The organism is Chryseobacterium daecheongense, assembly GCA_027920525.1.
Taxonomy (GTDB): domain Bacteria; phylum Bacteroidota; class Bacteroidia; order Flavobacteriales; family Weeksellaceae; genus Chryseobacterium; species Chryseobacterium proteolyticum.
The window spans coordinates 3323827-3350441 of record CP115858.1 but is presented as its reverse complement, the minus strand read 5'-3'; the positions used below and the strand labels follow the sequence as shown (position 1 = coordinate 3350441).

Below are 26615 nucleotides of genomic sequence, written 5' to 3'. Positions count from 1 at the left end.
GTTTAATCTTTTTTTAATCTGTAATAAACTTTAGTTAAGTTTCTATATACTAGATCTATCTGTACGATTTTTGCATACCTTTACTCAACAAAACCAAAATAATGTAATTCTATGAAAAAATTATTAACCGCAATGTCATTAATCTTAGGATTAGGTCTTGCAACTGCTCAACAAACAACTCCGGCAACTGCGACTAAAACTGTTCAGCAGGCTCCGAAAACTTTGAAAGCTCAGGAAGCGCCAAAAGCATTGAAAGCCACTGAAACTAAATCTGCTGCTACGTCAAATGGAATGAAAATGAAAAAGGACGGAACTCCTGATAAAAGATACAAAGCAAACAAACATTTAAAAAAAGACGGCACACCAGATAAAAGGTATAAAGCCAACAAATAAACTCAACATATAGTTGTTATTTTCATAATCAAATTTCGAAGAACCGATGAGGCTATCATCGGTTTTTTTTTATTTCATATTCCATAAAAGTATTCTCAGATTATTTAGTTATTTATAAATTTGAACCATGTTAAGCTTCCTAAAGAAAAATATAGCACTGGCCTGGGCAAAAAAACATGTCCAAAAAGCCGAAGAATTCAAAAAGAATGCAGAAAAGGATCAGGAAAAATTGCTTTTATCACTGATTGATACTGCAAAAAAGACTCTTTTTGGAAGAGAACATCAATTCGAAAATATTCAGTCTGTACAAGACTTCCAGGAAAAAGTACCTGTATCCGATTATGAAGATTTAAAGCCTTACATCGAACGGGTAAAAAAAGGACAAGCAAATATCCTTTGGCCGGAAACTCCCCAATACTTTGCCAAAACCTCGGGAACAACTTCAGGATCAAAATACATTCCCATTTCAAAAGAAGGAATGCCCTTTCAGGTAGCAGCAGCTCAAAGTGCATTATTCCATTATATTTCCCAGAAAAAAAACGCTGATTTCGTCAATGGAAAAATGATTTTCCTGCAGGGAAGCCCTGTTCTTGAAGAAGTGTATGGAATAAAGACAGGACGTCTCTCAGGCATTGTAGCCCACCACATTCCTAACTATCTGCAAAAAAATCGTCTCCCAAGCTGGGAAACGAATATCATTGAAGATTGGGAAACCAAGGTTGATAAAATTGTAGAAGAAACAGAGAAAGAAAATATGACCCTGATATCGGGAATTCCGCCATGGCTCATCATGTATTTTGAAAAGCTTACTGAAAAGCATGGTAAAAAGATCAAACAACTTTTTCCAAATCTTCAGCTTATTGTTACCGGAGGAGTAAACTATGAGCCGTATCGTGATAAAATGGAGGATCTTCTGGGCGGACCGGTTGATATCATCCAAACCTTTCCTGCTTCAGAAGGCTTTTTTGCGTTTCAGGATAGCTATACCAAAGAAGGACTACTCCTTCTTACCCATCATGGTATTTTTTATGAATTCATTCCGTTAGAGGAATACGGGAAACCGGATGCCCGAAGATTAACACTAAAGGATATTGAACTAAATAAGGATTATGCTTTGATATTAACAACCAATTCCGGACTGTGGGCTTACTCTATCGGGGATGTTGTGCGATTTATCAGCAAAAATCCTCACCGGATCTTAGTAAGTGGGCGAACAAAACATTTTACATCCGCTTTTGGAGAACATGTCATAGCTTACGAAGTAGAGGAAGCCATCAAAGCCACTTTAGAAAAGTTTCCCGCTCAGATTACAGAGTTCCATCTGGCTCCGCAGGTAACTCCCATTGACGGACTCCCATATCATGAATGGTTGATCGAATTCGAAAAAGAACCTGTAAACCTTCAACTTTTCAAGGATGAACTGGATAATCAGCTACGCAAACGTAACACCTACTATGATGATCTTATTTCAGGAAACATCTTGCAAAAGCTGCACATTACGCTTCTGAAAAAAAATGCATTTCAGGAATATGCAAAATCTCAGGGCAAACTGGGAGGACAAAATAAAATACCAAGATTGGCAAATGACAGAAAAATTGCTGATTTATTGGAAATTTACAAATTATAATTACATTTTTTCAATTCCAAAAACAAATATTCAAAAAAAATTATAAATTTGAAAAACTAAATAAAAATAATGAAAGCATCTGTACTTTTAAAATCATCTTTACTTACCTCTTTATTTTTAATCTCTTCATGTGCTACTACAAAGTACAGTGAAGATATTTCAAAAAATAATTATTCTAATCTGGAAGCGGGAAGAATATACATTGTCACTATGAAAGACGGTTCTAAAAAACAAAAAATGTTATTCCGTAATATCCAGGGTGATAATATCGTAGGAACAGCAGGTAAAAAAGACAGTACAGAAGTAATTATTCCAAAATCCAATGTTGCTGCCGTAAAAGACAGATCAAGAGCAAGGGTAACAGGAGGAGCAGTGCTTATCGGTGCAGCTGCGGCTGCGGCCATCGTAGTGAGTGCTTCAAGGGCAGACTAAATAGATTTTATCTTTCAAAATACATTTGATTTATCATTTGAAAAATCAACTTCTCAGTAGCTCTAAATAAATATTTAGAGCTACTTTTGCGTATGATTTCCTTTACTCCCTTAAAAACCTTAGAAAATATTGAATTCAGAAATCTACTTACCGGAAGATTTTTCATTGTTTTAGCCTTCAGAATGCTTGCCACTTTATTGGGGTGGTGGGTGTACCAGTTAACAAAAGATCCTTTCTCAATAGGATTAATTGGTCTTTCGGAAGTAATTCCGGCTGTCAGTTGCGCACTATATGCAGGACACGTAATTGATATGAATGAAAAAAAGCGACTCTTGCTCATTTGCAACTATGCTTATATTTTTCTCATCGGGCTCCTGCTTATTCCAGCTTTTTTCAATGTTGAAATGCATTTTAGCGGGCATCAGATCACCTATTTTATTTATAGTGTGATTTTTTTTACGGGAATTGCAAGAGCGTTTATTGGTCCCATCGTTCCCTCGATGATTCCTAAGATTGTAAAAAAGGAGAATCTTCCTCATGCTGTCACCCTTAATCAAGCTACATTTCTGATATCTTCTGTTTGTGGTCACGCCATAGGAGGTTTCCTTATTGGTTTTTTTGGCGTAAAATGGACTCTTGTGGTCATCATCCTGCTCATTTTTATCGCCTCGTTATTTTTCTGGCAATTGAAAAAACAATTTTCTGAATATAAAAAAGGGAATATTAATGTTGTGGAAAGTATGAGGGAAGGTATTTCGTATATTTTCAAAACTAAAGAAATCTTAGGAGCATTATGTCTGGATATGTTCGCCGTACTGTTTGGAGGTGCCGTAGCCATGATCCCGGTTTATGCTACCGACATATTAAAGGTGGGAGCTGAAGGTTTCGGGCTTCTTAATGCAGCCTCAGATATTGGCTCCATGTGCATCATCACCATTCTCTCCATTGTTCCACTGAGAAAAAATCAGGGAAAAATATTACTTGGTGTGGTTACCGGATTCGGGCTTTGTATTATAGGATTCGGACTCTCTCATATATACTGGTTATCATTTATGTTTTTAGTGATGAGTGGAATGCTGGATGGTATTTCCGTTGTAATTCGTGGAACCATTGTACAATTGAAAACACCTGATCATATAAGGGGACGTGTACTCAGTGTTAATTCAATTTTTATCATGTCCAGCAATGAAATGGGACAATTTGAAAGTGGGTTATCTGCAAAACTACTGGGCGTGGTCCGTTCGGTAGTATTCGGAGGAAGTATGACGGTTCTTATTGCCTTACTTGTCGGAAGTACGAATCCTAAGCTACGAAAAATGCAATATTAAACACATATTCCACGTTATATTAAATAAAACTTAAAAACATTAATTAAAATTTAATAATTTTTTATATTTGTCGTACAAAATCCCCCCTTATGAAAAAATTTCTACTAATTTCAGGCTTCTTCTTGGCTGGCTTTTGGGTAAACGCCCAAACCTACTCAGAAAAAGACTTCCAACAATCTATATCACAAGTAAATACAGCTAAAACAAAAGCCGACTACGACAACCTTTTCCAAAAATTTTCCAAATTCACAGGATACAAAAAGAATGACAGATGGCAAGCTTATTATTATGCCGCAGTTTCTATGTATCTTAAAACAGAGATTCAGCTAAATCAAACCATGCATGAAGATCTTCCGGGCGCTAACGCTCTCGCCAGAAAATTTGCAAAAGGGGCATTTAATGCTCAACAGGACAATGCCGAAGCTAATATTCTGTTAGGATTGCTATATTTCCAGAAAATGCAGGTGAGTCCATCAGGTGACACACAAAAGGATATGGAAATTGTTTCTCAGGCAGTCGCAAAAGCTGAGGCTACCTCTCCAAATAATCCAAGACTTGCCATTCTAAAGGCGAGAATAAAAGAAAAATCAGGAAACCAAGCTGACGCTGATGTACTACTGCAAAAAGCAAAAAACGGATTCGACAGTAAAACTTCTATGGGCAGTGCTGCACCAACATGGGGCAGACAGTTAATTTCAAATAAATAAGAATTAAAATTTTAAACTGATCAAAATGAAAAAAGTTCTACTTATTTTTCTGATAATTATATCTCAGATAAGTTTTGCCCAATCCAGCTCTGACTGTGGTGGAAATGTTCAGGTTTGCGGAAATACACCTATTTCTTTCACCCCTACAGGACCTGGAGACATCCACGAAGTGTTGGGAGATTGTCTAAGCATGGAACATTATTCCATCTGGTATACTTTTACGGTTGCCACATCAGGAACCCTGACATTTAATATCGATCCAAACGTTTTCGCTGACGATTACGACTGGGCTGTTTATGGACCGAATGTTACTTGTGCAAATCTTGGGTTTCCCATAAGATGTAACTATTCCGGCGCCGATGGCCCTACCGGTTTAAATATGACCGCAACCGGAACATCAGAAAATGGAGGAGGCCCGCCATTCTGTTCTTACATGAATGTTGTTGCTGGCCAAACCTATTATATGGTTGTTGATAATTTCTTATCCACTGCAAATGGTTTCGTATTAACATGGGGAGGGACTGCAACTTTGGTTTCCCCTTTCAACAATGCTTTCCAACCTTATCCGTTTATGGAGCCAGGAAGCGCAGGACCAACACCTAATGATCCGAGAGAGGTTATTATCTGTTCAAATCCGGCAGTTTTTAATTTTAATTCATTATCTGCAGGAATTATAAACAATAACCCAAACTTCATAGTAACTTATTATACTAACGCAAACGATGCGATTACAGGTAATAATCCGATAACAACGCCTATAACCGTCAATACTACTGATATTTATTATTACGCCATTAGTTATTCCGATCCAAATGCCCCTTCAGGCGCGATCAACAGGTGTAGGATTCCGGGTAAATTTAAATTTATACAAAGAGCTATCACAGCGACTGATGTCACATTAACAGAATGTAATAACAACAATACGGGTACTGCTATATTTGACCTGACTACTGCTGCTGTAATTGCCGACCCAACCGTGACAAAAAAATACTATCCTACCCTTACAGACCTTAATGCAGGCACCAATGAGATCACGAATCCATATCAGTATAATTCTGCAGGAGGTAATGTTTTCGTTCTGGTAACTTCACAATTCGGATGTACCACTACTGCAAAAATCACCTTAGCATTCCATCCTGTAGTCGTGGTAAATGAGGCTACCCTTAGATCTTGTTTCATTGAATCGAATCCTTCAACGGCATCTTTCAATCTTACAGCTGCTTCCGTAACAACACAGCCGGGTATTACTAAAAAGTATTACCCATCCATGACAGACGCTGTTAACGGAACCAACGAAATCACTACGCCATCTCCGTACATTGCACCGAATGGTGTGGTTTATATCAAAGTGACCAATGCAAATAATTGTTATACTGTTGCAAAAGTAAATCTGATCGTATTACCTCCTGTAAAATCTACAGTCCTTGCAGATAAAATAATCTGTATGGAAGACACAACTACACTGGATGCAGGACCTGGATTTGACGGGTATTTATGGAGCACAGGTGCTACGACACAAACCATCAGTAATGTAACTGTTGGTACTTATTCAGTACAATTGAAAACCGGGGAATGTACTACCAACCAAACTGTAACAGTTTATGCATCTGAGCAACCTGTTATATCCAATGTTGATATAGCAACAAATACGATTACTGTAAATGTAATCGGAGGTACTCCGCCATATAAATATTCATTGGATAATATCAACTGGCAAGATTCTAATGTATTCAATAATATACCAAGAGGAGATAATCATATTTATGTTAAGGATTCTTATGATTGTGAACCGATTGACATCAATGTGGTTGTTCCAAATTTAGTCAATGTGATCACTCCTAATAATGATGGTGTGAATGATGTGATTGATTATTCTGCACTGGCAGGAAAGCAAAACCTGATATTAAGTATTTATGACAGATACGGTGCAAAAATATTCCAGGCTGACAAAACGAATGGTTACAAATGGGATGGTACTACCAACGGAAGCAAAAAAGTTTCAACAGGGACTTACTGGTATTCTGTGACATGGAATGAAAATGATAAGAAAAATACACCTATCAAATTCTCCAGTTGGATTATGGTAAAAAACAGAGAATAGTCATATTTTTTGATAAAAACCGCTTTTTTAAGTGGTTTTTATTAATTCGAGCGAACTATAATCCAATTATTTTGTTATTTTCGCTATTTTTGTTACATTAAATTCATTTTAAAATGAGAAAATTCTTACTTCTTTTTATTTTATTTACTTATCAAATATATTTTTCACAGTCGGACTGTATCACTGCAATTCCCGTATGTGGAAATTCTGATATTTCCTACACCCCTAGTGGTCATGGTAATGTTCAGGAAGACTTAATGGGATGTTTGGCCACTGACGAGCATTATAGTGTTTGGTATTCTTTTACCATAGCCACTTCAGGAACTTTAACATTCCTTATTACTCCTAATCAGTATTCTGATGACTATGACTTTGGTGTTTATGGTCCTAATCAAACATGTGGCGCTTTAAGCCCACCAATCAGATGTAATTATTCTCCTGCAGACGGACCAACTGGTTTAAGTCTCACACTTACCGGCACAAACACTGATGAGGCTATGAGTGCGTATATGGACGTAGTTGCCGGAGAAACTTATTATTTGATTGTTGATAATTACTCACACACAGCACATGGTTTTTCCATGACATGGGGTGGAACAGCTACTTTAACTTCAGCATTTAATGATCCGGCAGTAACACCGAATCCATTTATTACACCTGGGGTACCTGGTCCTACTCCGGATTCTCCAAATGAAATCCTGAAGTGTGCTTTGCCAACTTCATTTGACTTCAACTCATTAACAACAGGGATTCTAAATGGAAATGCAAATTTTACCGTTACTTATCATGATAATGTAAATGATGCGATAACGGGATCAAACCCATTACCAAGCCCTACGATGGTAGATGCTACAACGATCTACTACTACCGATTAAAATATACAGATCCGAATAACCCTAACAATCCGATTAACGGCTGTTTCCAGACAGGGAAATTTAAATTCAGGCAGGGAAACATTGTGGCAAGTGACGATACCATTTATGCTTGTAATAATAATGGTGCGGGGACGGGAACATTCAACCTGACGTTGGCCAATACATATTCTGGTACCGCGACAAAAAAATATTATCCTACATTGAACGATTTAAATGCAGGAACCAACCAGATTATGAATCCTGCCGCTTACGTTTCAGGAGAAAAAACAGTATATGTAAAAGTAACAACACCTGAAAACTGTTCAGACGACTCGGCAATCACCTTGAAATTCTTTCCGGTAGTAGTGGTGAATGATGCAGAAATTGAATCCTGCTATATTGACACCAATATTACAACAGCAAAATTTGACTTAACAACAGCTAACGTATCAAGCCAGGCGCCCATCACGAAGAAATTTTATGCAACCATGGCCGATGCGGTAAGCGGAACCAATCCAATTGCTAATCCTACAGCTTATGTTTCTGCCAATGGGAATGTTTATGTAAGGGTATTCAGCGCAAATATGTGTTATGCTATTGCTAAAATCACCCTTAAAGTTCTTCCTCCGGTAAAATCGGCGGTTTTAAAAGACGTTACAATTTGCCCTGAAGATACTACAACATTGGATGCGGGGCCTGGTTTTGACGGATATGAGTGGAGCACAGGAGCAACAACACAATCTATCCAAAACGTTGCGATAGGAAGTTATTGGGTAAAACTTAAAACAGGAATTTGCTATACAGTACAGCAAGTAAGTGTAAAGGCTTCCCAACAACCAGTGATCAGCAGTGTAGACATTACAAACAATACAATTACCGTAAATGTTTCAGGAGGAACACCACCATACAAATATTCACTGGATGGTACCAACTGGCAGGATTCTAACGTATTTACCGGACTTCCTAGAGGGGAAAACAAAATATACGTAGTGGATTCTTTTGATTGTACTCCGATTGATATTCAAGTGACAGTTCCTAACTTAATTAATGCCATCACACCTAACGGAGATAATGTAAATGATTACGTAGATTACTCTGAGCTAGGATACAAGAAAAATTTAGTATTCATCGTTTATGACCGATATGGAAATAAATTGTACGAAGCTGATAAACTGAGAGGCTACAAATGGGATGGAACTACCGGCGGTAAAAAAGTGATTACCGGAACGTATTGGTACACCATTTCTTGGAATGAAAATGATAAAAACAATACTCAAACGAATTATAGCGGATGGATATTGGTAAAAAATAGAGAATAATTGAAATTATAAATAGAATTTAAAAAATCACCTCAAAATCGAGGTGATTTTTTTATTAACATTGCTTATCTTTTATTGGTGGTATTTTAATAACCCTTAAGAATAATTTGTTGATTACTATTTTTTAATTTTTTTTTAAATAAACTATCTTTGCACAATGGCGCAGAAAGAAACATTATCATCTCTTACGCATGGAAATTTTGCGAAAGAATTGTCAATTGCAGATGGAAAAATGCCTCCTAATGCAGTGGATTTTGAAAGATTGATTATAGGAACTTTTTTAATTGATAAAAAAGGTCTTGACCATTCCATCGACCTTCTTACTCCGGAGGTATTTTATGATCCCAGACATCAGGTGATATTTGCTACCATTTTGAAATTATATGAAGCCAACCATCCGGTTGACTTAATGACTATTATACAAGACCTAAAAAAGGAAGACAAATTAAATTCAGCAGGAGGGGATCATTATATTATTGATCTCACCATGGGAGTAAGCTCCTCAGCTCACATAGAATATCACGTTCGTGTTATCCTAGAAAAATATATTTTGAGAAGTCTGATTAATGTTTCAGCAAACGTTATAGACTCTTCATATAAAGAATCCACGGATGTTTTTGAGCTGCTGGATAAAGCAGAACAATCTTTTTTTGAAATCACCAACGGGACCATCAAAAAAGGCTTTGATACTGCAAATTCTTTAGTAAAGCAGGCTATCGATACAATTAAATCCCTGAAAGACAAAGAAGGACTTTCCGGAGTACCCTCAGGATTTAGGGATGTGGATAAAGAAACCGGGGGCTGGCAAAATTCCGACCTTATTATTATCGCGGCTCGTCCTGCGATGGGAAAAACAGCATTCCTTCTTTCCATGGCTCGAAATATTGCGGTAGGATATAAAATCCCAATGGTGCTGTTCTCTCTCGAGATGGCATCTGTTCAGCTTATCACAAGGATGATTGCTTCTGAAACCAGAATTTCATCTGAAAAATTAAGAAAGGGAACCTTAGATGATGAAGAATGGCAAAGATTGTTTTCCAATGTATCCGAACTGGAAAACGCTCCGCTTTTCATTGACGAAACCCCATCACTTTCTATATTCGATTTCCGGGCAAAATGCCGGAGACTTGTAATGCAGCATGGTGTAAAGCTTATCATGGTCGACTACCTTCAGCTTATGACCGCAGGAGGAGGTGGAAAAGGGACAGGAAACCGTGAACAGGAAATCTCCATGATCTCGCGTTCATTAAAAGCAATTGCAAAAGAACTCAATGTCCCTGTTATTGCACTTTCCCAGCTTTCAAGAAGTGTGGAAACACGTCCGGGGAAAAGACCTCAGCTTTCAGATCTTAGAGAATCAGGAGCGATTGAGCAAGATGCTGATATTGTATCTTTCATCTTCAGACCTGAATATTATAAGATCACGGTTTGGGATAATGATGAAGAAGGCCAGGAAACTTCGACTGAAAATCAGGCCGAGCTTATTATTGCAAAACACAGGAATGGTGCTACTGCCGATGTACGATTATCTTTCCTTAAACATTTTGCAAAATTCGGAGATATCGAAGCAGCAACGGGTGGAAACCCAGGTTATCCCTCAGGTTTTAATTCGAATGAACCTAGTGGTTTTGATAAGATAAAAACAACCATTCAGCCGGGGGCAGCATTTGATCTTCCGGACAACTCCCAATTGTCAGGATCTTCGATGAATGATTTTGATGATGATGACGACTTCCCTTTTTAATGATGTTGAACTGATAAGAAAAGACAATTTCTGAAATTTTGAGAATTGAGATTTATACAGACGGAGCATGCAGTGGAAATCCCGGAAAAGGAGGTTATGGAATTCTCATGCGTGTTCCGGAAAAGAACTATCAAAAAACATTTTCTAAAGGATTCCGTAAAACAACGAATAACAGGATGGAGCTTCTGGCAGTAATTACGGCTCTGGAAAAGCTAAAGTCAACAGAAAATGATATCCATGTTTTTACAGACAGCAAATATGTAGCAGACGCGATCAACCAAAACTGGATTTCCGGCTGGATAAAAAGAGGGTGGAAAAATGTGAAGAATCCCGATCTCTGGAAAAGGTTTGTTATTCTTTACAATCAATATACTCCTAAAATGCATTGGATCAAAGGGCATGCCGGTCATTTTGAAAATGAGCTGTGTGATAAGCTGGCGGTTGCAGCTGCAGCTTCTTCTGATTTAGAAATAGACACCTATTTTGAGAATATTGAAAACAATTCTCTATTTTAACGAATAAGAATCAAAAAGCACCCCATTATCAAATTCAATTATTCTGTTAAATAATTTAGTTATTTTACTATCCAAATTAACTTTTATTAAAAAATCATTAATATTTTCTGCAAAATTAACACTGAACACATATTTATTACTTAGGATTTAATATATTTACATGTCCAATTTTTAAACATCCTAATTAATGAATAAAAATCTACTATTTTATTTCACTATATTTTTATCCTGTTTATCCGGAAATCTTTTTTCCCAAACCTATCAGCTCACCGGAAATCCTGTGAATACGACAGGGTGGACAGTTGTTCCTTCTGCCGTAGTTAACACAGATTTTGTCATGCTGACTGATGATCTCACCAACAAATCAGGAGCAATCAAACTTAATGATCCTATCAACCTGAAGTACTGTGATAAATGGAGAATCGAGTTTGATTTCAGACTTGACGGTAACGGAACGTCGTCGGGAAGAGGAGACGGTTTTGCATTTTGGTATCTACAGAATCCTCCAGTAACCAGCCAGTTAGGCTCAGGTCTGGGAATTCCGCAAAATGCAATCGGCCTTATGATCGGCTTTGACCTCTACAATAATACTACAGGGGGACAGATGAATAAAGTTCATCTTGCCTATGGTGTGGTTCAAAATACTACTGACACAAATAATATCGAGTATTTCAATACTGTCGGAAGCTCCTTTCACTCACCTGATCTTACGTCTACCATTCCTTTGGTGGGAGCTACTTACAAACATGTGGAAGTAACCGGACAGGTGGATCCTGCTACTCCGGCCAATTGGATTATCAACCTGAAAATTGACGGAACATCAGTCATTAATCAATCATTTGCACCTGCAGGTGCTGCAGCTTCAATGGGAGTGGGATACTTTGGATTCTCAGCCTCTACGGGAGCGGCTTCAGTGAGGAGCTCCATAAAAAATGTAAAAATCTATACAGACAAAGTATCTATTTTACAGAACTCAGTTACCCAATCCTTATGCCCGAATCCTTCAACAGGAAATGGCACGGTCAATCTTACAACCTTTAATTCACAGTTTGTGAATACCCCGGCCAATTACACATTTACATACTATGTACTAGGGAGTTCAACACCTATTGCCAACCCCACCAACTATCAATTCAATACCAATACAACAATCTCTGTTGTTATTAAAGACAATGCAGGTGTCCTTTGTGATAATCCCGACGGAAAGATTCAGTTGGTTCTGGCGCCTTTTACAGCAAATAATGTAACTATTTCCGCTTGTAACAACAATAAAGCCGGGACAGCAACATTTAACCTAAGTACTGCAGCTGTAACGGGAGTACCGGGAGCCGTTAAGAAATATTACAAAACACTGGCTGACCTCAACGCAGGAACCAATGAAATCACTAACTTTTCAAACTACATATCTGCTCCGGGAGTCGTATATGTAAAAGTGACAACACCACAAGGTTGTACAGGAACAGCTCAGATAACGCTGGCATTTCTTCCTGAAGTAGTCGCTAATGATGATACTATTCGCTCCTGTTTCATTGACACCAATACAACATCCGCTTTATTTAACCTGACCACTGCCAATGTAACACCACTGGCCGGAGCAATAAAAAAATACTACACAACTTTAGCAGACGCAATGGGCGGAACGAATGAAATTGTAAATCCGCAAGCATATGTGTCTACAAATGCCGTAGTCTATGTAAAAGTAATTGATGGAAATAATTGTTACACCATTGTGAAAATTACCCTTGTTGTTTTACCTCCTGTTCCATCAACTGTTCTTAAAGACCAGACAATATGTATAGACGAAACTGCAACATTAGATGCAGGTCCAGGTTTTGACGGCTACCTATGGAGCACCGGTGCAACCACTCAATCCATACAAAATGTTCCGGTGGGAATCTATTCGGTTCTGCTTAAAACAGGAAGTTGCTTCACCAGTCAGATTGTAAAAGTACAAGCTGCACCTCAACCGGTGATTTCAAGCATTGATATTACTAATAACACGATTACAATTAATGTAAATGGAGGTACACCCCCATATCAGTTCTCATTAAACGGTACAACATGGCAAAGCTCTAATGTATTCTCCGGTTTATCCAGAGGAGAGCATAAAATATTTGTTAAAGATTCATATAACTGTGATCCTATTGATGTACAAATCACTGTACCGAACCTGATTAATGCAATTACTCCAAATGGGGATAATGTAAACGATTATATTGACTATTCTGCTTTAGCCTATAAAAAGAATCTGATATTCATCGTTTACGACAGATATGGAAATAAGCTTTACGAAGCTGACAAATTAAGAAACTACAAGTGGGATGGTACCGCAAGTGGTAAAAAAGTACCTACTGCAACATATTGGTACACCATCTCCTGGAACGAAAATGACAAAAACAATACTCAAACAAACTATAACGGCTGGGTATTGGTTAAAAATAGGGACTAACAAAAAAAGACCACTCCAGCATTGGCAGTGGTCTTTTCAATACAAATCACTATTTTAAAGAAAGCATCCGAAATTAAATAAATGAATAAATAACAACTCCTTATTTCACCCACTCCAAATGAAAAAACTTTTACTCTTCTGCCTTTTTGTTCTTTTAACCAATCTACCCGGAAATCTTCTATCCCAGACTTATCAACTTTCAGGAAATCCCGTCAATACTACGGGATGGGATCTTGTTTCAAGTGCAAACGTAAATACTGATTTCATACAACTTACTGCTGATCAGGGAAACTTATATGGAGCTATAAAATTAGCCAGTCCTATTAATTTAAGATATTGTGATAAATGGAAAGTAGAATTTGACTTCAGAATTGATGGAAACGGAACCGCACAGTTTGGAAGAGGAGATGGATTTACCTTCTGGTATTTAGCTAATCCTCCTACAGGATTCGTTTCAGGAGGAGGCCTTGGAATTCCGGCTAATGCGTCGGGCTTAATGGTAGGATTTGATATTTTCAACAATACTACAGAAGGACAAATGAGTAAAGTTCATATTTTATATGGAACCAACAACTCCCTTAACAATAACATTGAATATAACAACACTCCGGGAAGCACATTTCATTCACCGGATCTTAATCCTACACAGCCATTTGTTGGCTCAACCTATAAACATGTAGAGGTAAATGGCGAAACAGACCTTGCCAATCCCACCAGCTGGATTATAAAGGTAAGAATTGACGGAGTCTTAATTGTGGATCAGTCATTTGCCCCCTCAGGAGGAGCAATTGGTATGACTCAAGGATATTTTGGATTTTCAGCAGCCACAGGGGGAGCCAGTGCAAGACATTCAATAAAAAATGCTAAAATATTTGTGGATAAGGTTCCCATTTTACAAAGCACCGTTACACCGTTTGTTTGTGTTAATCCTGCGACAGGAAACGGGACAGTGGATTTAACCTCATATAATTCGCAATTTGTAAATATTCCGGCTAATTATATTTTCACTTATTATGTTTTAGGAAACTCTACTCCAATTGCCAATCCTACAAATTTCCAATATTCCGGACCCACAACAATTACGGTAGTAGTAAGAGACCCTTCTTCCACTTTATGTGATAATGGCGATGGGGTTATTCAGCTAAATCCTACTCCTTTTGCTGCGGATGACGTAACATTAACAGGCTGCAACAATAATAATGCAGGAACCGCAATATTTGACCTGACAACAGCTGCCGTTACTACTGTTCCAGGCGTTACTAAACAATATTACCCGTCTTTGACAGACCTAAATGCGGGAACTAACGAAATAGTAAACCCTACAGCCTATGCATCACCTGCCGGTTCAGTATATGTAAGAGTTACAACTCCACAAGGCTGTTTAGATGTGGCAAAAATTACACTCACCATCAACCCTGTTGTGGTTGTCAATGATGCTATATTAAGATCCTGTTTTATAGAAACAAGTCCGGCAACAGCTTCATTTAATCTTACAGCTGCTTCAGTAACGACACAAGCTGGCGTCAGCAAAAAGTACTACCCATCATTAACCGATGCCTTAAACGGAACAAATGAAATTACCACACCTGCAGCTTATATCGCCCCTAACGGTGTCGCTTATATTAGAGTTACCAATAATGCAAACGGATGTTATTCCGTTGCTAAGGTTACATTAGTTGTACTAGCACCTGTACTGTCTGCAGTTTTAAAAGATAAAACAATATGTATTGAGGACAAAACAACTCTTGATGCCGGCCCAGGCTTCGCTTCTTACCTGTGGAGCACGGGAGCGACTACCCAGGCTATCACCAATGTAGGTGTTGGTGTCTATTGGGTACAGCTCAAAACCGGTGAATGCACCACTACTCAGAGTGTGACTGTCCACCCTTCCGAACAACCTGTTATTACTAATGTAGACATATCTGGCACCACAATGACGGTCAATGTTATTGGCGGAACACCAGCATACCAATACTCATTAGACAATATCAACTGGCAGGATTCTAATGTATTCACTAATCTTCCGAGGGGAGAAAGCCACATATATGTAAAAGACGCTTACGACTGTGAGCCTATAGATATTAGCGTAACTGTTCCGAACATAATCAATGTGATTACGCCAAACGGAGATGGAGTAAATGATGTTATAGATTATTCTGCATTAGCTCACAAACAAAACCTTGTCTTTAATATTTATGACCGGTATGGAGCTAAGATTCACCAGGGTGACAAATCCAATAAATATAAATGGGACGGAACAATAGCAGGCAGAAAAGTCTCTACGGGCAGCTACTGGTATTCAGTTTCATGGAATGAAAACGATAAAAAGAATACAGCGATTAAATATTCCGGCTGGATTCTGGTAAAAAACAGAGATTAATAAAAATAACCAACCATATAAAAAATAAAGAATCACTTCTATTTCCGGAGTGATTCTTTTTACCAAAAAATAGAAGATTTATAAAACCATAAAAAACTAATACCCTTTATAACAATGAAAAAAACTATACCCTTTTATACTCTCCTTTTTCTGCTCTGTTTCCCGGTAATGATTTTCTCACAAACCTATCAATTAACAGGAAACCCTGTGAATACTACAGGATGGACAATGGTTGCACCAACGGTTGTAAATACCGATTTTGTGCAGTTAACTCCGGATATCAATGACAGATCAGGTTCCATAAGATTAAACGAACCCATCAATCTGAAATATTGTGACAAATGGAGAGTAGAGTTTGATTTCAGAATGGATTCCAATCAGACTTATACAGGTGACGGAATTGCATTTTGGTATCTCGCCAACCCTCCTGTTGCAAGTATTCTGGGCTCCGGACTGGGAGTATCCCAAAATGCGATCGGTTTTATTACCGGATTTGACACATATAACAATGCAACCGGAACCTCCGGAATGAGTAAAGTACATGTTGCATATGGCCAGGTTGCAAATACTACAGATACCAACAATGTTGAGTTTTTTAATGTTCCCGGAAGCTCTTTTCACTCCCCTGATCTGAATGCCACACAACCCTTCCAAGGTACAACCTACAAACATGTAGAGGTAAGCGGAGAAGTAGATCCTGCAGCTCCGGCCAACTGGATCGTAAAAATAACCATTGATGGAAACTTAATCGTTAATCAATCTTTCGCACCTTCAGGAGCTGCTGCTGCCATGACAGTAGGTTATTTTGGGTTTTCAGCTTCTACAGGAGGGGCAAGATCGAGACACTCTATAAAAAACGTAAAAGTCTATGTAGACAAAATTCCTCTGCTACAAACAGCTATAACAAAATTCATATGTCCTGACCTTGCCGGAATGGCAAATATAGACTTAACAACATTTAATCCTCAACTTACAGCAACTCCTAGCAATTATACATTTACTTACTATATTACAGGAAGCGGAACCCCGATTCCAAATCCTACAAATTTCCAGTATACCACAGATACCAATATTTCTGTAGTTATAAAAGACCCATCGTCGGTATTATGCGATAACAATGATGCAACAATAGCCTTAAAAGTAGCCCCCATTGTCACTGTAAATGATGCTACCCTAAGGTCCTGTTTTATTGAATCGAGTCCTGCAACAGCATCTTTCAACCTGACGGCCGCTTCGGTAACTACACAATTAGGGGTAACCAAAAAATATTACCCATCGCTAACGGATGCAATGAACGGAACCAATGAAATTACCACACCGGCAAATTATATTGCCCCTAATGGTGTTGTATACATCAGAGTTACGAACTCAAACGGATGCTATGCGATAGCAAAAGTCACCCTGGTGGTGATCGCTCCTGTTCTTTCGACGATTTTAAAAGACAAAATAATCTGTATTGAAGACAAAACTACTCTGGACGCTGGTCCGGGTTTCGCATCCTATCTTTGGAGTACCGGAGCAACAACCCAGAGCATTACTGATGTGGGAGTAGGTGTTTACTGGGTAAAATTAAAAACCGGCGAGTGTACTGCTACTCAGAATGTAACCGTATACCCTTCTGAACAACCGGTCATAAACAATGTTGATATTTCCAGCAATACCATAACCGTAAATGTAATAGGAGGAACACCTCCTTATCAATACTCGTTGGACAATATCAACTGGCAAAATTCCAATGTCTTTTCTAATTTACCACGAGGTGAAGCCAATATATTTGTAAAAGACGCCTATGACTGTGAGCCAATAGATATTACCGTTACCGTTCCAAATCTGGTCAATGTGATCACTCCAAACGGCGACGGAGTGAATGATGTTATCGATTACTCCGCACTGTCCGGTAAACAAAATTTAGTTTTCAGTATTTTCGACCGGTATGGGGCGAAACTCCATCAGGGTGATAAATCCAATAAATACAAATGGGATGGAACGATAGCTGGCAGAAAAGTTTCTACTGGCAGCTACTGGTTTTCCGTAACGTGGAATGAAAACGACAAAAAAAATACCGCTATCAAATATTCCGGATGGATATTGGTAAAGAATAGAGAATAATATCCGTATTCACATAAAAAAAGGATTGTTTCATTTTTTGAGCAATCCTTTTTCATATTATTTATAAACAGATATTTCCTGATAACTCCATTTTATTCATATTCAATTCTTAAATTTGTCTTATGAATTATTTGGAAGCTTTAAGCAGAAGATATTCTGTAAAAAAATTCAACAAAGAGATTATTCCTCAGGAAACCCTTCATAACATTCTTGAGTCGGGGAAATTGTCTGCCAGCTCTTTGGGACTTCAGCCGTACAAGATCTTAGTTGTTGAAAGCGAAGAAATGAAACAAAAGCTTATTCCGGCTTTCTATAATCCATCTCAAATTTCTACATGTTCTCACCTTATTGTAATTGTTTCTAAAAAAACAATTGATGAAAGTTATATAAGAGGTTATTTTAACCACATTTCTGAAGTGAGAAATATTCCACTGGAAACACTTGATCCTTTCAAAAAGAGCATTAACCAGCATATTGTTCAAAAAAAGGATGACGAAATTTTCAATTGGGCTGAAAAACAATCCTATATCGTCTTAGCAAACCTAATGTATGCTGCCGCTATTGAAAATGTAGATACTTGCCCCATGGAGGGGTTTCGCGAAGATCTTATCGAAAACATCCTAAATCTGGATCCGAAAACAGAAAAAGTAACGGTTACACTGGCAATGGGCTACAGATCTGAAGAGGATCATTTTCAGCACATGAAAAAAGTACGGAAACCAAACGAAAAATTGTTTAAATTTATTTAATGATTAGACCATTGTCTTAAAGCAAGCATATGATAAAAGCGGATGTATTAATAATTGGTTCCGGAATCTCGGGACTTTCTTATGCAATTAAAGTTTCTGAACAACTTCCTGATGCCAATATAATAATAGTAACAAAATCTGATGAAGATGAAAGCAATACAAAATATGCTCAGGGCGGCTTAGCTGTCGTTACGGATTTCAAGAAAGACAATTTCGAAAAACACATTGAAGACACCATGCGTGCCGGAGATGGAGAAAGTAAACGCGATGTGGTAGAAATGGTGGTGAAAGAAGCTCCCGCAAGGTTTAATGAAATTGTAGAATGGGGTGCTCAATTCGACATGAAAAATGGAGAATTTGCATTAGGAAGAGAAGGAGGACATACAGAAAACAGAATTGTTCATCATAAGGATATCACGGGATTTGAGATAGAAAGAGCTCTTTTACAGACGGCCAAAAATAGTCCAAACATCGAAATTCTCGATCACCATTACGTTATTGACATTATCACTCAGCACCATGTTCCCGGAAAAGAATTAAATGAAGGAGACATCCACTGTTATGGTGCATATATTTTGGATGAAAAATCCAAAACCATAAAAAAAATAACTTCAAAAATAACACTCGTTGCAACCGGAGGTGCTGGCCATGTTTATAAAAACACAACCAATCCCACTATTGCGACAGGTGACGGAATTGCATTTGTAGCCCGCGCAAAAGGAAATGTTTCCAACATGCAATATTACCAGTTCCACCCTACAGCCCTGTATAGCAAAATTGACGGAATGTTATTTCTGATTTCAGAGGCAGTACGTGGTGATGGTGCAAAACTCAGAACAAAAAGAGGAGAAAAGTTCATGCATAAATATGATGAACGTGAGGAACTTGCCTCCAGAGATATAGTAGCAAGAGCTATAGACAACGAAATGAAAATTTCCGGAGATGAATATGTAGGTCTGGATTGCCGGGAAATGAATCAGGAAAAATTTTTAGACCATTTCCCTAATATTTATAAAAAATGCAAAGAAGAAGCCATTGATCCTTTCACTCAATTAATTCCTGTAGTTCCCGCCTGCCATTATCTGATGGGAGGAATTGAAGTGGACAGAGACGGGCAATCTTCTATCAAAAATTTATTTGCCGTGGGCGAATGCACCAACTCCGGCTTACACGGAGCTAACAGACTTGCTTCCAACTCTTTACTAGAAGGACTTGTGTTTGGGCATAATGCAGCGATGAAGACCGTAGAGCTGTTAAAGGATAACAACTTTAATTTTGATGATCTAAAAGCTGTTCCGGAGTGGAACGAGGAAGGAATGAAAATTATTGATGAAATGGTTATCGTAAGCTACCTCAGAAAACAACTTCAGGAAATGATGAGTGACCTGGTAGGTATCGTACGAAGCAACAGACGTTTAAAAATGGCTCTTCAAAAGCATCATGAAATTGCCGCGGCTGTAGATGAAATCTATCGCTACTCTATTCTTTCCCCTCAATTATCCGAACTAAGAAACTTAACAACCGTTGCTCATCTCATCATTACCCAATCTATGGAAATGACTGAAAATAAGGGGGCATTTTATAATAAAGATTTAGCTTAACCAAGTATAAAGAACATGAAAAAGCCAAACTACGTAACAGATAAAGCACTTAAAACATTTATAAAATCTGCTCTGGAAGAAGATATCCAGGATGGTGATCATTCTACCCTATCAACAATTCCAAAAGATCTTAAACAAAGCGCTCAACTTCTGGTTAAGCAAAATTGTATCCTTGCAGGAGTTGAATTAGCTGAAATTATCTTTACAACTTTCGATAAAAACCTAAAAGTTGAAACCTTTATTAAAGACGGTGAGGCAGCCAAAGTAGGCGATATTGCCTTCATAGTTACAGGACCAGCTCAATCAATTCTTTCAACAGAAAGGCTGATCCTGAACTGCATGCAAAGGATGAGCGGTATAGCAACCCTTACACATGAATGGGATTCAAGATTAGTGGGGACAAAAACCAAATTATTAGATACAAGAAAAACTACTCCTAATTTCAGGATATGTGAAAAATGGGCGGTTGCTATAGGAGGCGGAACCAACCACAGATACGGGCTTTATGACATGATCATGCTGAAAGATAATCATATTGATTATAATGGCAGTATTACCAATGCGGTAAAAATGGCAAAAGATTATATTAAAAAGAACAAGAAAAAACTGAAAATAGAGGTTGAAACAAGGAATCTTGAAGAAGTTGAAGAAGCTATTAAAGCAAAGGTAGACAGAATCATGCTCGATAATATGGATGTGAAAACAATGAGACAGGCGGTTGAAATGATTAACGGCAAATGTGAATCCGAAGCTTCCGGCGGAATTACCCGTGATGAGCTAAAAGATATTGCCTCTACAGGTGTTACTTACATTTCTGCCGGAGCCCTTACACACTCGGCTAAAAACATAGATCTAAGCCTCAAAGCCGTGAAATAGCATTGTATTTTTAACAAAAATAATATTACTTTTTTATGTATTATGCAATGCATTTTTTTAACATAAAAACAGGTAAAAAAGCTAAAATACTATAAATCAACAAATTAATAATTCTTAATATTCGTTAAAAATTAACATTGGGTTAATATTGGTTAAAATTTAAATACCGACTTTTGCATAAAATTTAAATCTAACTATTACTAACGATTATGAAATTAATCAACAAATCGATACTGACTGTAGTAATTACATTGTCTACAGCTAGTGTTTATTACGCTCAAGAAACACAGGACACGATTAAGAGGTCTAAAGACATTGAGGAGGTAATTTTACAAGGTGTAACAGATATCGCTAAAGATAGAAAGACACCGGTTGCTGCATCTACTATTAAAGCAGCACAAATTATCGAAAGATTAGGAAACCAAGAACTTACCGAGATTTTAAACACTACACCTTCAGTGTACGCTACTAAATCCGGAGGTGGTTACGGTGACGGAGGTATTACCATGAGAGGTTTCGAGTCCCGAAACATCGCAGTAATGGTAAACGGTATGCCTGTAAATGATATGGAAGGAGGTACTGTATACTACTCTAACTGGACAGGTTTAGCTGACGTTACTAGTTTTGTTCAAGCACAGAGAGGTTTAGGTTCTTCTAAATTAGGGATAGCTTCTGTAGGGGGAACTATTAACTACATTACTCGTTCTGCGGACATGAAAAAAGGAGGTGTGATAAGATTAGGAGTTGGTAATAATGACTACTTAAAAACATCATTTGCATATAATACTGGAAAACTTGATAAAGGATGGTCTTCATCTTTTCTAATGAGTAGAACTGCAGGAGGAACTTATATCGAAAACACAGACTTTGAAGCTTATGCTTACTATTTCGCATTAGGTTGGGAGCCGAACAAAAAGCATAACTTCCAATTCACTATAACTTCATCTCCACAGTGGCATGATCAGAGAACCTTCTCTCCTACTATTGCAAACTATATAAAATATAATCCGGACCAAGATGGTACTCCATACAGACAATACAATTCTGATTATGGTTACTATACCGATGCAAATGGAAATAAAGTGGCTTTAGCAAACAGATCTAATTATTACGCTAAGCCCGTAATGATGTTGAACTGGGATTGGAATATGAATGAAAAATCCAAATTAAGTACTGTTCTATATATGTCTAATGGTAGAGGTGGTGGAACTGGTGATTTGGGTAGAGTTGGCGGAAAAGGAGCTACTGGTTACTATGACAATATGGGGCATTTCAATTATGATGCTATTTTTGCAGCTAACCAGGCTGTTGACCTAAATAATCCGGCTACTCCAGCAGGAAGTACATTAATCCGTAGAGCAAGTATTAACTCCCACAACTGGTATGGGATTTTAGCAAATTTCCAACATAAAATCAATGATAACTGGAATTTCTCAGTAGGTACAGACGACAGATATTACTATGGTTATCATTATCAAGTAGTTTCAGATCTTTACGGAGCTGCAGGGTATAAAGAAGCCGGAAACAAAAATGTGGCGCCATACATTGTTAATAAAGTGTATGATTACAAGAGCCTTTCATGGAATCCGTTTGGAGGAAAAACTGCTCCAATAGGAGATCAAATAGGCTACAGTAATGATGGTGAAGTACTTTGGTACAGTGGATTCGCTCAAGTAGAATATTCTAAGGATAATTTATCAGCATTCTTACAAGGTTCCGTTTCAAATCAGGCATATCAAAGAATTGATAACTTTGTAAAAGATGGTGTAACCAGACAACCTAATGCAGTTACTGGACAGATAGTAAATACAAAAACTGGTTTCAAGAATCTTTTCGGATACAACATTAAAGGGGGGGCAAATTATAATATTAATGATAACCATAATGTTTTTGCTAATATCGGATATTACAGCAAGCAGCCTTTCATGAACTCTGTATATCCAAGTAACTTTCAGGTTCTTAACCCTACTTTGACTAATGAGAAAATCTTCTCAGCTGAAGTTGGTTATGGATTCAGATCATCTAAATTAAACGCAAATGTTAACCTTTACAGAACTGAGTGGAAAGACAGATGGTTCAGAAGAGGAGGAATGACATTTGAAGTAGTAGATCCTTCTTCTCCAACAGGAACGTCAACATTAACCGGTTACGCAGAAATCAGTGGAATTACACAGGTACATATGGGAATTGAAATAGATGCAACCTATAAGCCAATCCCCATGCTAGAATTCCAAGGAATGTTATCTATTGGAGACTACAAATATAAAGGTAATGCTAGTGGGGCTACATTTGATGATAACAACAATCCAGTAGTAACTTCTGGAAACGCTTCTAACAATACTACTCTTTACCTAGATGGTGTAAAAGTAGGGGGAAGTAGCAGTAACAGTATTCCTCAGATGACTGCTTCATTGGGAGCTACCATAAGACCTGTAAAAGATTTAAGTATCTATGGTACTTGGAGATACGTGGGTGAAATTTACTCATCTATTGATCCAGGATCATTCTCCAAACCTGAAAACCAGGCAAGAGGATCACTTAAATTACCAGATTTTAACCTGTTTGATGTAGGATTTTCTTATAAAATAAGATTAAATAACACGTCACAATACTTCACTGTAGGTGCTAACGTTTACAACTTATTAGATACTACTTATATTTCAGATGGAGCAACTAACATCTTTGCTAAAGGAGAGGGAGATTTCTCAACGCCTCAGCAATATGCTGCATATCAAGCTACTTTATACAAAGGGCTTGACCCATCGAACAGAGTTTATTTCGGTTTCGGAAGAACTTGGTCTGCTAATTTATCTTTCAACTTCTAATAATATAAATTTAGATTTTATAAATATCAATCCCGGCTTTGGCCGGGATTTTTTGTTATCTTTGTCTACTAGAAAAATAGAAAAAAACAGGATATGGATTTTTACAAGATTTTACTTAGTGCCCACAAAGGATTTGGGTATCTTGAGCTTCTTTTGGTAGCACTATTTATTATTGCACTTTTAGGGACCATGTTTGGCTTCAGTGGAAAAGTGAACAAATTTTTAAAGAAGACCACTCTTTTCACCATGATCTTCTTCCACGTTCAATTTTTGATTGGAATCATTATGCTGATCACCAACTTTACAAAAGGATTGGATATGGGAGCAGTAATGAAAAATGCAGACCTAAGATTTCAATATGTGGAACATCCATTTTCTATGCTGATTGCAGCCGTATTGATGACGATCATCAATAAAAAAGTAAAATCCAATGATACCATTTCGTTAGGAATTGTAATCATGGGACTTATTGCGGTTGGCTTATTTGCATTCGCGTTCCCGTGGACAAGGGTCTTCGGGGCATAATATATTAACTTAAACATTGTAATCATTAAGATGAAAGTAGCTGTAGTAGGTTCAACAGGAATGGTTGGACAAGTTATGCTTAAAGTTTTGGAGGAGAGAAACTTCCCTGTCACAGAATTAATTCCGGTAGCTTCGGAAAAATCTATTGGTAAGAAGGTGAAGTATAAACAGGAAGAGTATACGATTGTAAGCATTAATGACGCTATAGCTGCCAAACCTGATATTGCTATTTTTTCAGCCGGAGGTTCTACATCTTTGGAATTTGCTCCCAAATTTGCTGAAGCAGGAATTACTGTAATCGACAATTCTTCTGCGTGGAGAATGGATCCTACCAAAAAACTGGTGGTTCCTGAGATCAATTCGAATGTTTTAACAGCCGAAGATAAAATTATTGCCAACCCCAACTGCTCTACCATTCAGTTGGTTATGGTTCTGGGACCACTTAATAAGAAATATGACCTTAAAAGAGTGGTTGTTTCAACCTACCAGTCTGTGACCGGAACTGGGAAAGCAGCCGTAGATCAGTTAAATTCTGAAATTAAAGGCGATGATTCCGTAGCAAAGGTATATCCTTATCAGATCTTTAAAAATGCTTTACCACACTGTGACGTTTTCAGTGATGACGATTACACGAAGGAAGAGATTAAATTAATGAAAGAGCCTAAGAAAATCTTAGGGGATGATACTTTTAATTTAACGGCAACGGCAGTAAGGGTTCCGGTTCAGGGCGGACATTCGGAAAGTGTGAATATCGAATTTGAAAATGAGTTCGACCTCGATGAAGTAAGAAAGATCTTATCTGAAACCCCGGGAGTTATAGTAATAGATGATGTGAAAAACAACCGATATCCGATGCCACTAGACTCAGAAGGAAAAGATGAAGTCTTTGTAGGAAGGATAAGACGGGATCTGTCACAACCCAAAACGCTCAATTTGTGGATCGTGGCGGATAATCTGAGAAAAGGCGCTGCAACGAACGCAGTACAGATCGCAGAATACCTGGTATCAAAAAACTTAGTTTAAACTAACAAAATAAAAAAGAGTCTCAAAATTGAGATTCTTTTTTTTATCAAACTAGTAAGATTAAAGAATATGAATAAAAATAAAATAGGCTTTCAAAGATTAATTGCCGTTTTTGGAGTTATTTTGTTCATCGGTAAAATTATCGCCTGGAAACTCACTAATTCCGATGCTGTTTTTTCAGACGCTATGGAAAGTGTCGTGAACGTTATCAGCGCATTTATGGGACTCTATTCACTCCATCTGGCCGCAAAACCTAAAGATGAGGGACACCCTTACGGACATGGAAAAGTTGAATTCGTAACTTCCGGAATAGAGGGAGCACTAATCGCCATTGCAGGTATTATGATCATCTACGAAGGTACCCATAGTTTAATCGTCGGTAAGACGCTTAATAAAATGGACTGGGGAATTGCAATCATTGCTGCCACTGCAGTAGTCAATTATCTGCTGGGTTATATTTCCATTAAAAAAGGGAAAGCGGATAACTCATTGGTTCTGATCTCTTCAGGAAAACACCTCCAGTCTGATACCATTACCACTCTTGGAGTTGTTCTTAGTTTAATTGTTGTTTACTTTACAAAGATCTATTGGCTAGATTCTGTCGTTGCCTTAGTATTTGGAGCCTATATTATATTTGTAGGATATAAGATCATCCGCAAGTCTTTAAGCGGAATTATGGATGAACAGGATCCCGAGATACTGATCCAGATTGTTCAAGTTCTTGAAAACAACAGAAAAGCAGAATGGATTGATGTACATAATATGAAAATCCAGCAATTCGGAGCTTCGCTCCATATCGATGCACATATTACGCTACCATGGTATTATAGCCTTCGTGACGCCCATAAAGAAATGGAAAATGTGATTATCCTCCTGGCAAAAAATATCAACCGTACCATTGAATTTAATTTTCATATGGATGACTGCAAAACGATTTCATGCCCGGTCTGCCAGATCATGGATTGCCCAGTCCGCGAAAGGGATTTCGTAAAAAGAGTGGAATGGACTACAGAGAATATAACACTGGAGGTTAAACATACTGCAACATAGACTGATA

General features: G+C 37.8%; 19 protein-coding genes. All 19 read left to right on the top strand.

Features of this window, described 5'->3' with window-relative positions:
- Nucleotides 1-111 precede the first annotated feature (111 nt).
- The 19 genes from PFY10_14890 (at nt 112) to PFY10_14800 (ending at nt 26608) form a co-directional block, all read left to right on the top strand.
- Entirely contained in the window at nt 112-393 is a 282-nt protein-coding gene (locus PFY10_14890; protein ID WBV55513.1) for a hypothetical protein, read from the top strand.
- Nucleotides 394-520: 127 nt separating this feature from the next.
- Entirely contained in the window at nt 521-2020 is a 1500-nt protein-coding gene (locus tag PFY10_14885; GenBank protein ID WBV55512.1) for a GH3 auxin-responsive promoter family protein, read from the top strand.
- Between the two features lie 69 nt (nt 2021-2089).
- On the top strand, nt 2090-2452 hold the full coding sequence (locus tag PFY10_14880) for a hypothetical protein (GenBank protein ID WBV55511.1): 363 nt from the start codon (nt 2090-2092) through the stop codon (nt 2450-2452).
- A gap of 92 nt (nt 2453-2544) precedes the next feature.
- A complete protein-coding gene (locus tag PFY10_14875; GenBank protein ID WBV55510.1) occupies nt 2545-3780 on the top strand; it encodes an MFS transporter in 1236 nt (411 codons plus the stop codon).
- 89 nt (nt 3781-3869) lie between these two features.
- Complete coding sequence (locus tag PFY10_14870; GenBank protein WBV55509.1) at nt 3870-4487, top strand: hypothetical protein; 618 nt, start codon at nt 3870-3872, stop codon at nt 4485-4487.
- 25 nt (nt 4488-4512) lie between these two features.
- Nucleotides 4513-6588 carry a gliding motility-associated C-terminal domain-containing protein gene (locus tag PFY10_14865; protein ID WBV55508.1) on the top strand — a complete coding sequence of 692 codons (2076 nt, stop codon included), beginning with the start codon at nt 4513-4515 and terminating at the stop codon, nt 6586-6588.
- 113 nt (nt 6589-6701) lie between these two features.
- Entirely contained in the window at nt 6702-8762 is a 2061-nt protein-coding gene (locus PFY10_14860; GenBank protein WBV55507.1) for a gliding motility-associated C-terminal domain-containing protein, read from the top strand.
- Nucleotides 8763-8919: 157 nt separating this feature from the next.
- A complete protein-coding gene (gene dnaB, locus PFY10_14855) occupies nt 8920-10506 on the top strand; it encodes a replicative DNA helicase (GenBank protein ID WBV55506.1) in 1587 nt (528 codons plus the stop codon).
- A 38-nt stretch (nt 10507-10544) separates the two neighbouring features.
- Nucleotides 10545-11021 carry a ribonuclease HI gene (gene rnhA / locus PFY10_14850; GenBank protein ID WBV55505.1) on the top strand — a complete coding sequence of 159 codons (477 nt, stop codon included), beginning with the start codon at nt 10545-10547 and terminating at the stop codon, nt 11019-11021.
- A 187-nt stretch (nt 11022-11208) separates the two neighbouring features.
- A complete protein-coding gene (locus PFY10_14845; protein ID WBV55504.1) occupies nt 11209-13470 on the top strand; it encodes a T9SS type B sorting domain-containing protein in 2262 nt (753 codons plus the stop codon).
- Nucleotides 13471-13588: 118 nt separating this feature from the next.
- Complete coding sequence (locus PFY10_14840) at nt 13589-15850, top strand: T9SS type B sorting domain-containing protein (GenBank protein ID WBV55503.1); 2262 nt, start codon at nt 13589-13591, stop codon at nt 15848-15850.
- A 114-nt stretch (nt 15851-15964) separates the two neighbouring features.
- Entirely contained in the window at nt 15965-17959 is a 1995-nt protein-coding gene (locus PFY10_14835; GenBank protein ID WBV55502.1) for a T9SS type B sorting domain-containing protein, read from the top strand.
- A 122-nt stretch (nt 17960-18081) separates the two neighbouring features.
- Nucleotides 18082-18708, top strand: a complete 627-nt coding sequence (locus tag PFY10_14830; GenBank protein ID WBV55501.1) for an NAD(P)H-dependent oxidoreductase — start codon at nt 18082-18084, stop codon at nt 18706-18708.
- Between the two features lie 29 nt (nt 18709-18737).
- Nucleotides 18738-20309 (top strand): L-aspartate oxidase, encoded by a 1572-nt coding sequence (nadB, locus tag PFY10_14825; protein ID WBV55500.1) that lies wholly within the window; start codon nt 18738-18740, stop codon nt 20307-20309.
- A gap of 15 nt (nt 20310-20324) precedes the next feature.
- The gene (gene nadC, locus PFY10_14820) at nt 20325-21185 is read left to right on the top strand and encodes a carboxylating nicotinate-nucleotide diphosphorylase (protein ID WBV55499.1); all 861 of its coding nucleotides are present in this window, start codon (nt 20325-20327) and stop codon (nt 21183-21185) included.
- 209 nt (nt 21186-21394) lie between these two features.
- Complete coding sequence (locus PFY10_14815) at nt 21395-24010, top strand: TonB-dependent receptor plug domain-containing protein (GenBank protein WBV55498.1); 2616 nt, start codon at nt 21395-21397, stop codon at nt 24008-24010.
- A 93-nt stretch (nt 24011-24103) separates the two neighbouring features.
- The gene (locus tag PFY10_14810) at nt 24104-24535 is read left to right on the top strand and encodes a hypothetical protein (GenBank protein WBV55497.1); all 432 of its coding nucleotides are present in this window, start codon (nt 24104-24106) and stop codon (nt 24533-24535) included.
- 30 nt (nt 24536-24565) lie between these two features.
- Nucleotides 24566-25558 (top strand): aspartate-semialdehyde dehydrogenase, encoded by a 993-nt coding sequence (locus tag PFY10_14805; GenBank protein ID WBV55496.1) that lies wholly within the window; start codon nt 24566-24568, stop codon nt 25556-25558.
- A gap of 69 nt (nt 25559-25627) precedes the next feature.
- Nucleotides 25628-26608 carry a cation diffusion facilitator family transporter gene (locus tag PFY10_14800; GenBank protein ID WBV55495.1) on the top strand — a complete coding sequence of 327 codons (981 nt, stop codon included), beginning with the start codon at nt 25628-25630 and terminating at the stop codon, nt 26606-26608.
- The last annotated feature ends 7 nt before the right edge of the window (nt 26609-26615 follow it).

Bases quoted from the DNA above. Each gene is read 5' to 3' on its own strand.
- PFY10_14890 (WBV55513.1), top strand. From the start codon at position 112: ATGAAAAAATTATTAACCGCAATGTCATTAATCTTAGGATTAGGTCTT.
- PFY10_14885 (WBV55512.1), top strand. From the start codon at position 521: ATGTTAAGCTTCCTAAAGAAAAATATAGCACTGGCCTGGGCAAAAAAA.
- PFY10_14880 (WBV55511.1), top strand. From the start codon at position 2,090: ATGAAAGCATCTGTACTTTTAAAATCATCTTTACTTACCTCTTTATTT.
- PFY10_14875 (WBV55510.1), top strand. From the start codon at position 2,545: ATGATTTCCTTTACTCCCTTAAAAACCTTAGAAAATATTGAATTCAGA.
- PFY10_14870 (WBV55509.1), top strand. From the start codon at position 3,870: ATGAAAAAATTTCTACTAATTTCAGGCTTCTTCTTGGCTGGCTTTTGG.
- PFY10_14865 (WBV55508.1), top strand. From the start codon at position 4,513: ATGAAAAAAGTTCTACTTATTTTTCTGATAATTATATCTCAGATAAGT.
- PFY10_14860 (WBV55507.1), top strand. From the start codon at position 6,702: ATGAGAAAATTCTTACTTCTTTTTATTTTATTTACTTATCAAATATAT.
- dnaB (WBV55506.1), top strand. From the start codon at position 8,920: ATGGCGCAGAAAGAAACATTATCATCTCTTACGCATGGAAATTTTGCG.
- PFY10_14845 (WBV55504.1), top strand. From the start codon at position 11,209: ATGAATAAAAATCTACTATTTTATTTCACTATATTTTTATCCTGTTTA.
- PFY10_14840 (WBV55503.1), top strand. From the start codon at position 13,589: ATGAAAAAACTTTTACTCTTCTGCCTTTTTGTTCTTTTAACCAATCTA.
- PFY10_14835 (WBV55502.1), top strand. From the start codon at position 15,965: ATGAAAAAAACTATACCCTTTTATACTCTCCTTTTTCTGCTCTGTTTC.
- PFY10_14830 (WBV55501.1), top strand. From the start codon at position 18,082: ATGAATTATTTGGAAGCTTTAAGCAGAAGATATTCTGTAAAAAAATTC.
- nadB (WBV55500.1), top strand. From the start codon at position 18,738: ATGATAAAAGCGGATGTATTAATAATTGGTTCCGGAATCTCGGGACTT.
- nadC (WBV55499.1), top strand. From the start codon at position 20,325: ATGAAAAAGCCAAACTACGTAACAGATAAAGCACTTAAAACATTTATA.
- PFY10_14815 (WBV55498.1), top strand. From the start codon at position 21,395: ATGAAATTAATCAACAAATCGATACTGACTGTAGTAATTACATTGTCT.
- PFY10_14810 (WBV55497.1), top strand. From the start codon at position 24,104: ATGGATTTTTACAAGATTTTACTTAGTGCCCACAAAGGATTTGGGTAT.
- PFY10_14805 (WBV55496.1), top strand. From the start codon at position 24,566: ATGAAAGTAGCTGTAGTAGGTTCAACAGGAATGGTTGGACAAGTTATG.
- PFY10_14800 (WBV55495.1), top strand. From the start codon at position 25,628: ATGAATAAAAATAAAATAGGCTTTCAAAGATTAATTGCCGTTTTTGGA.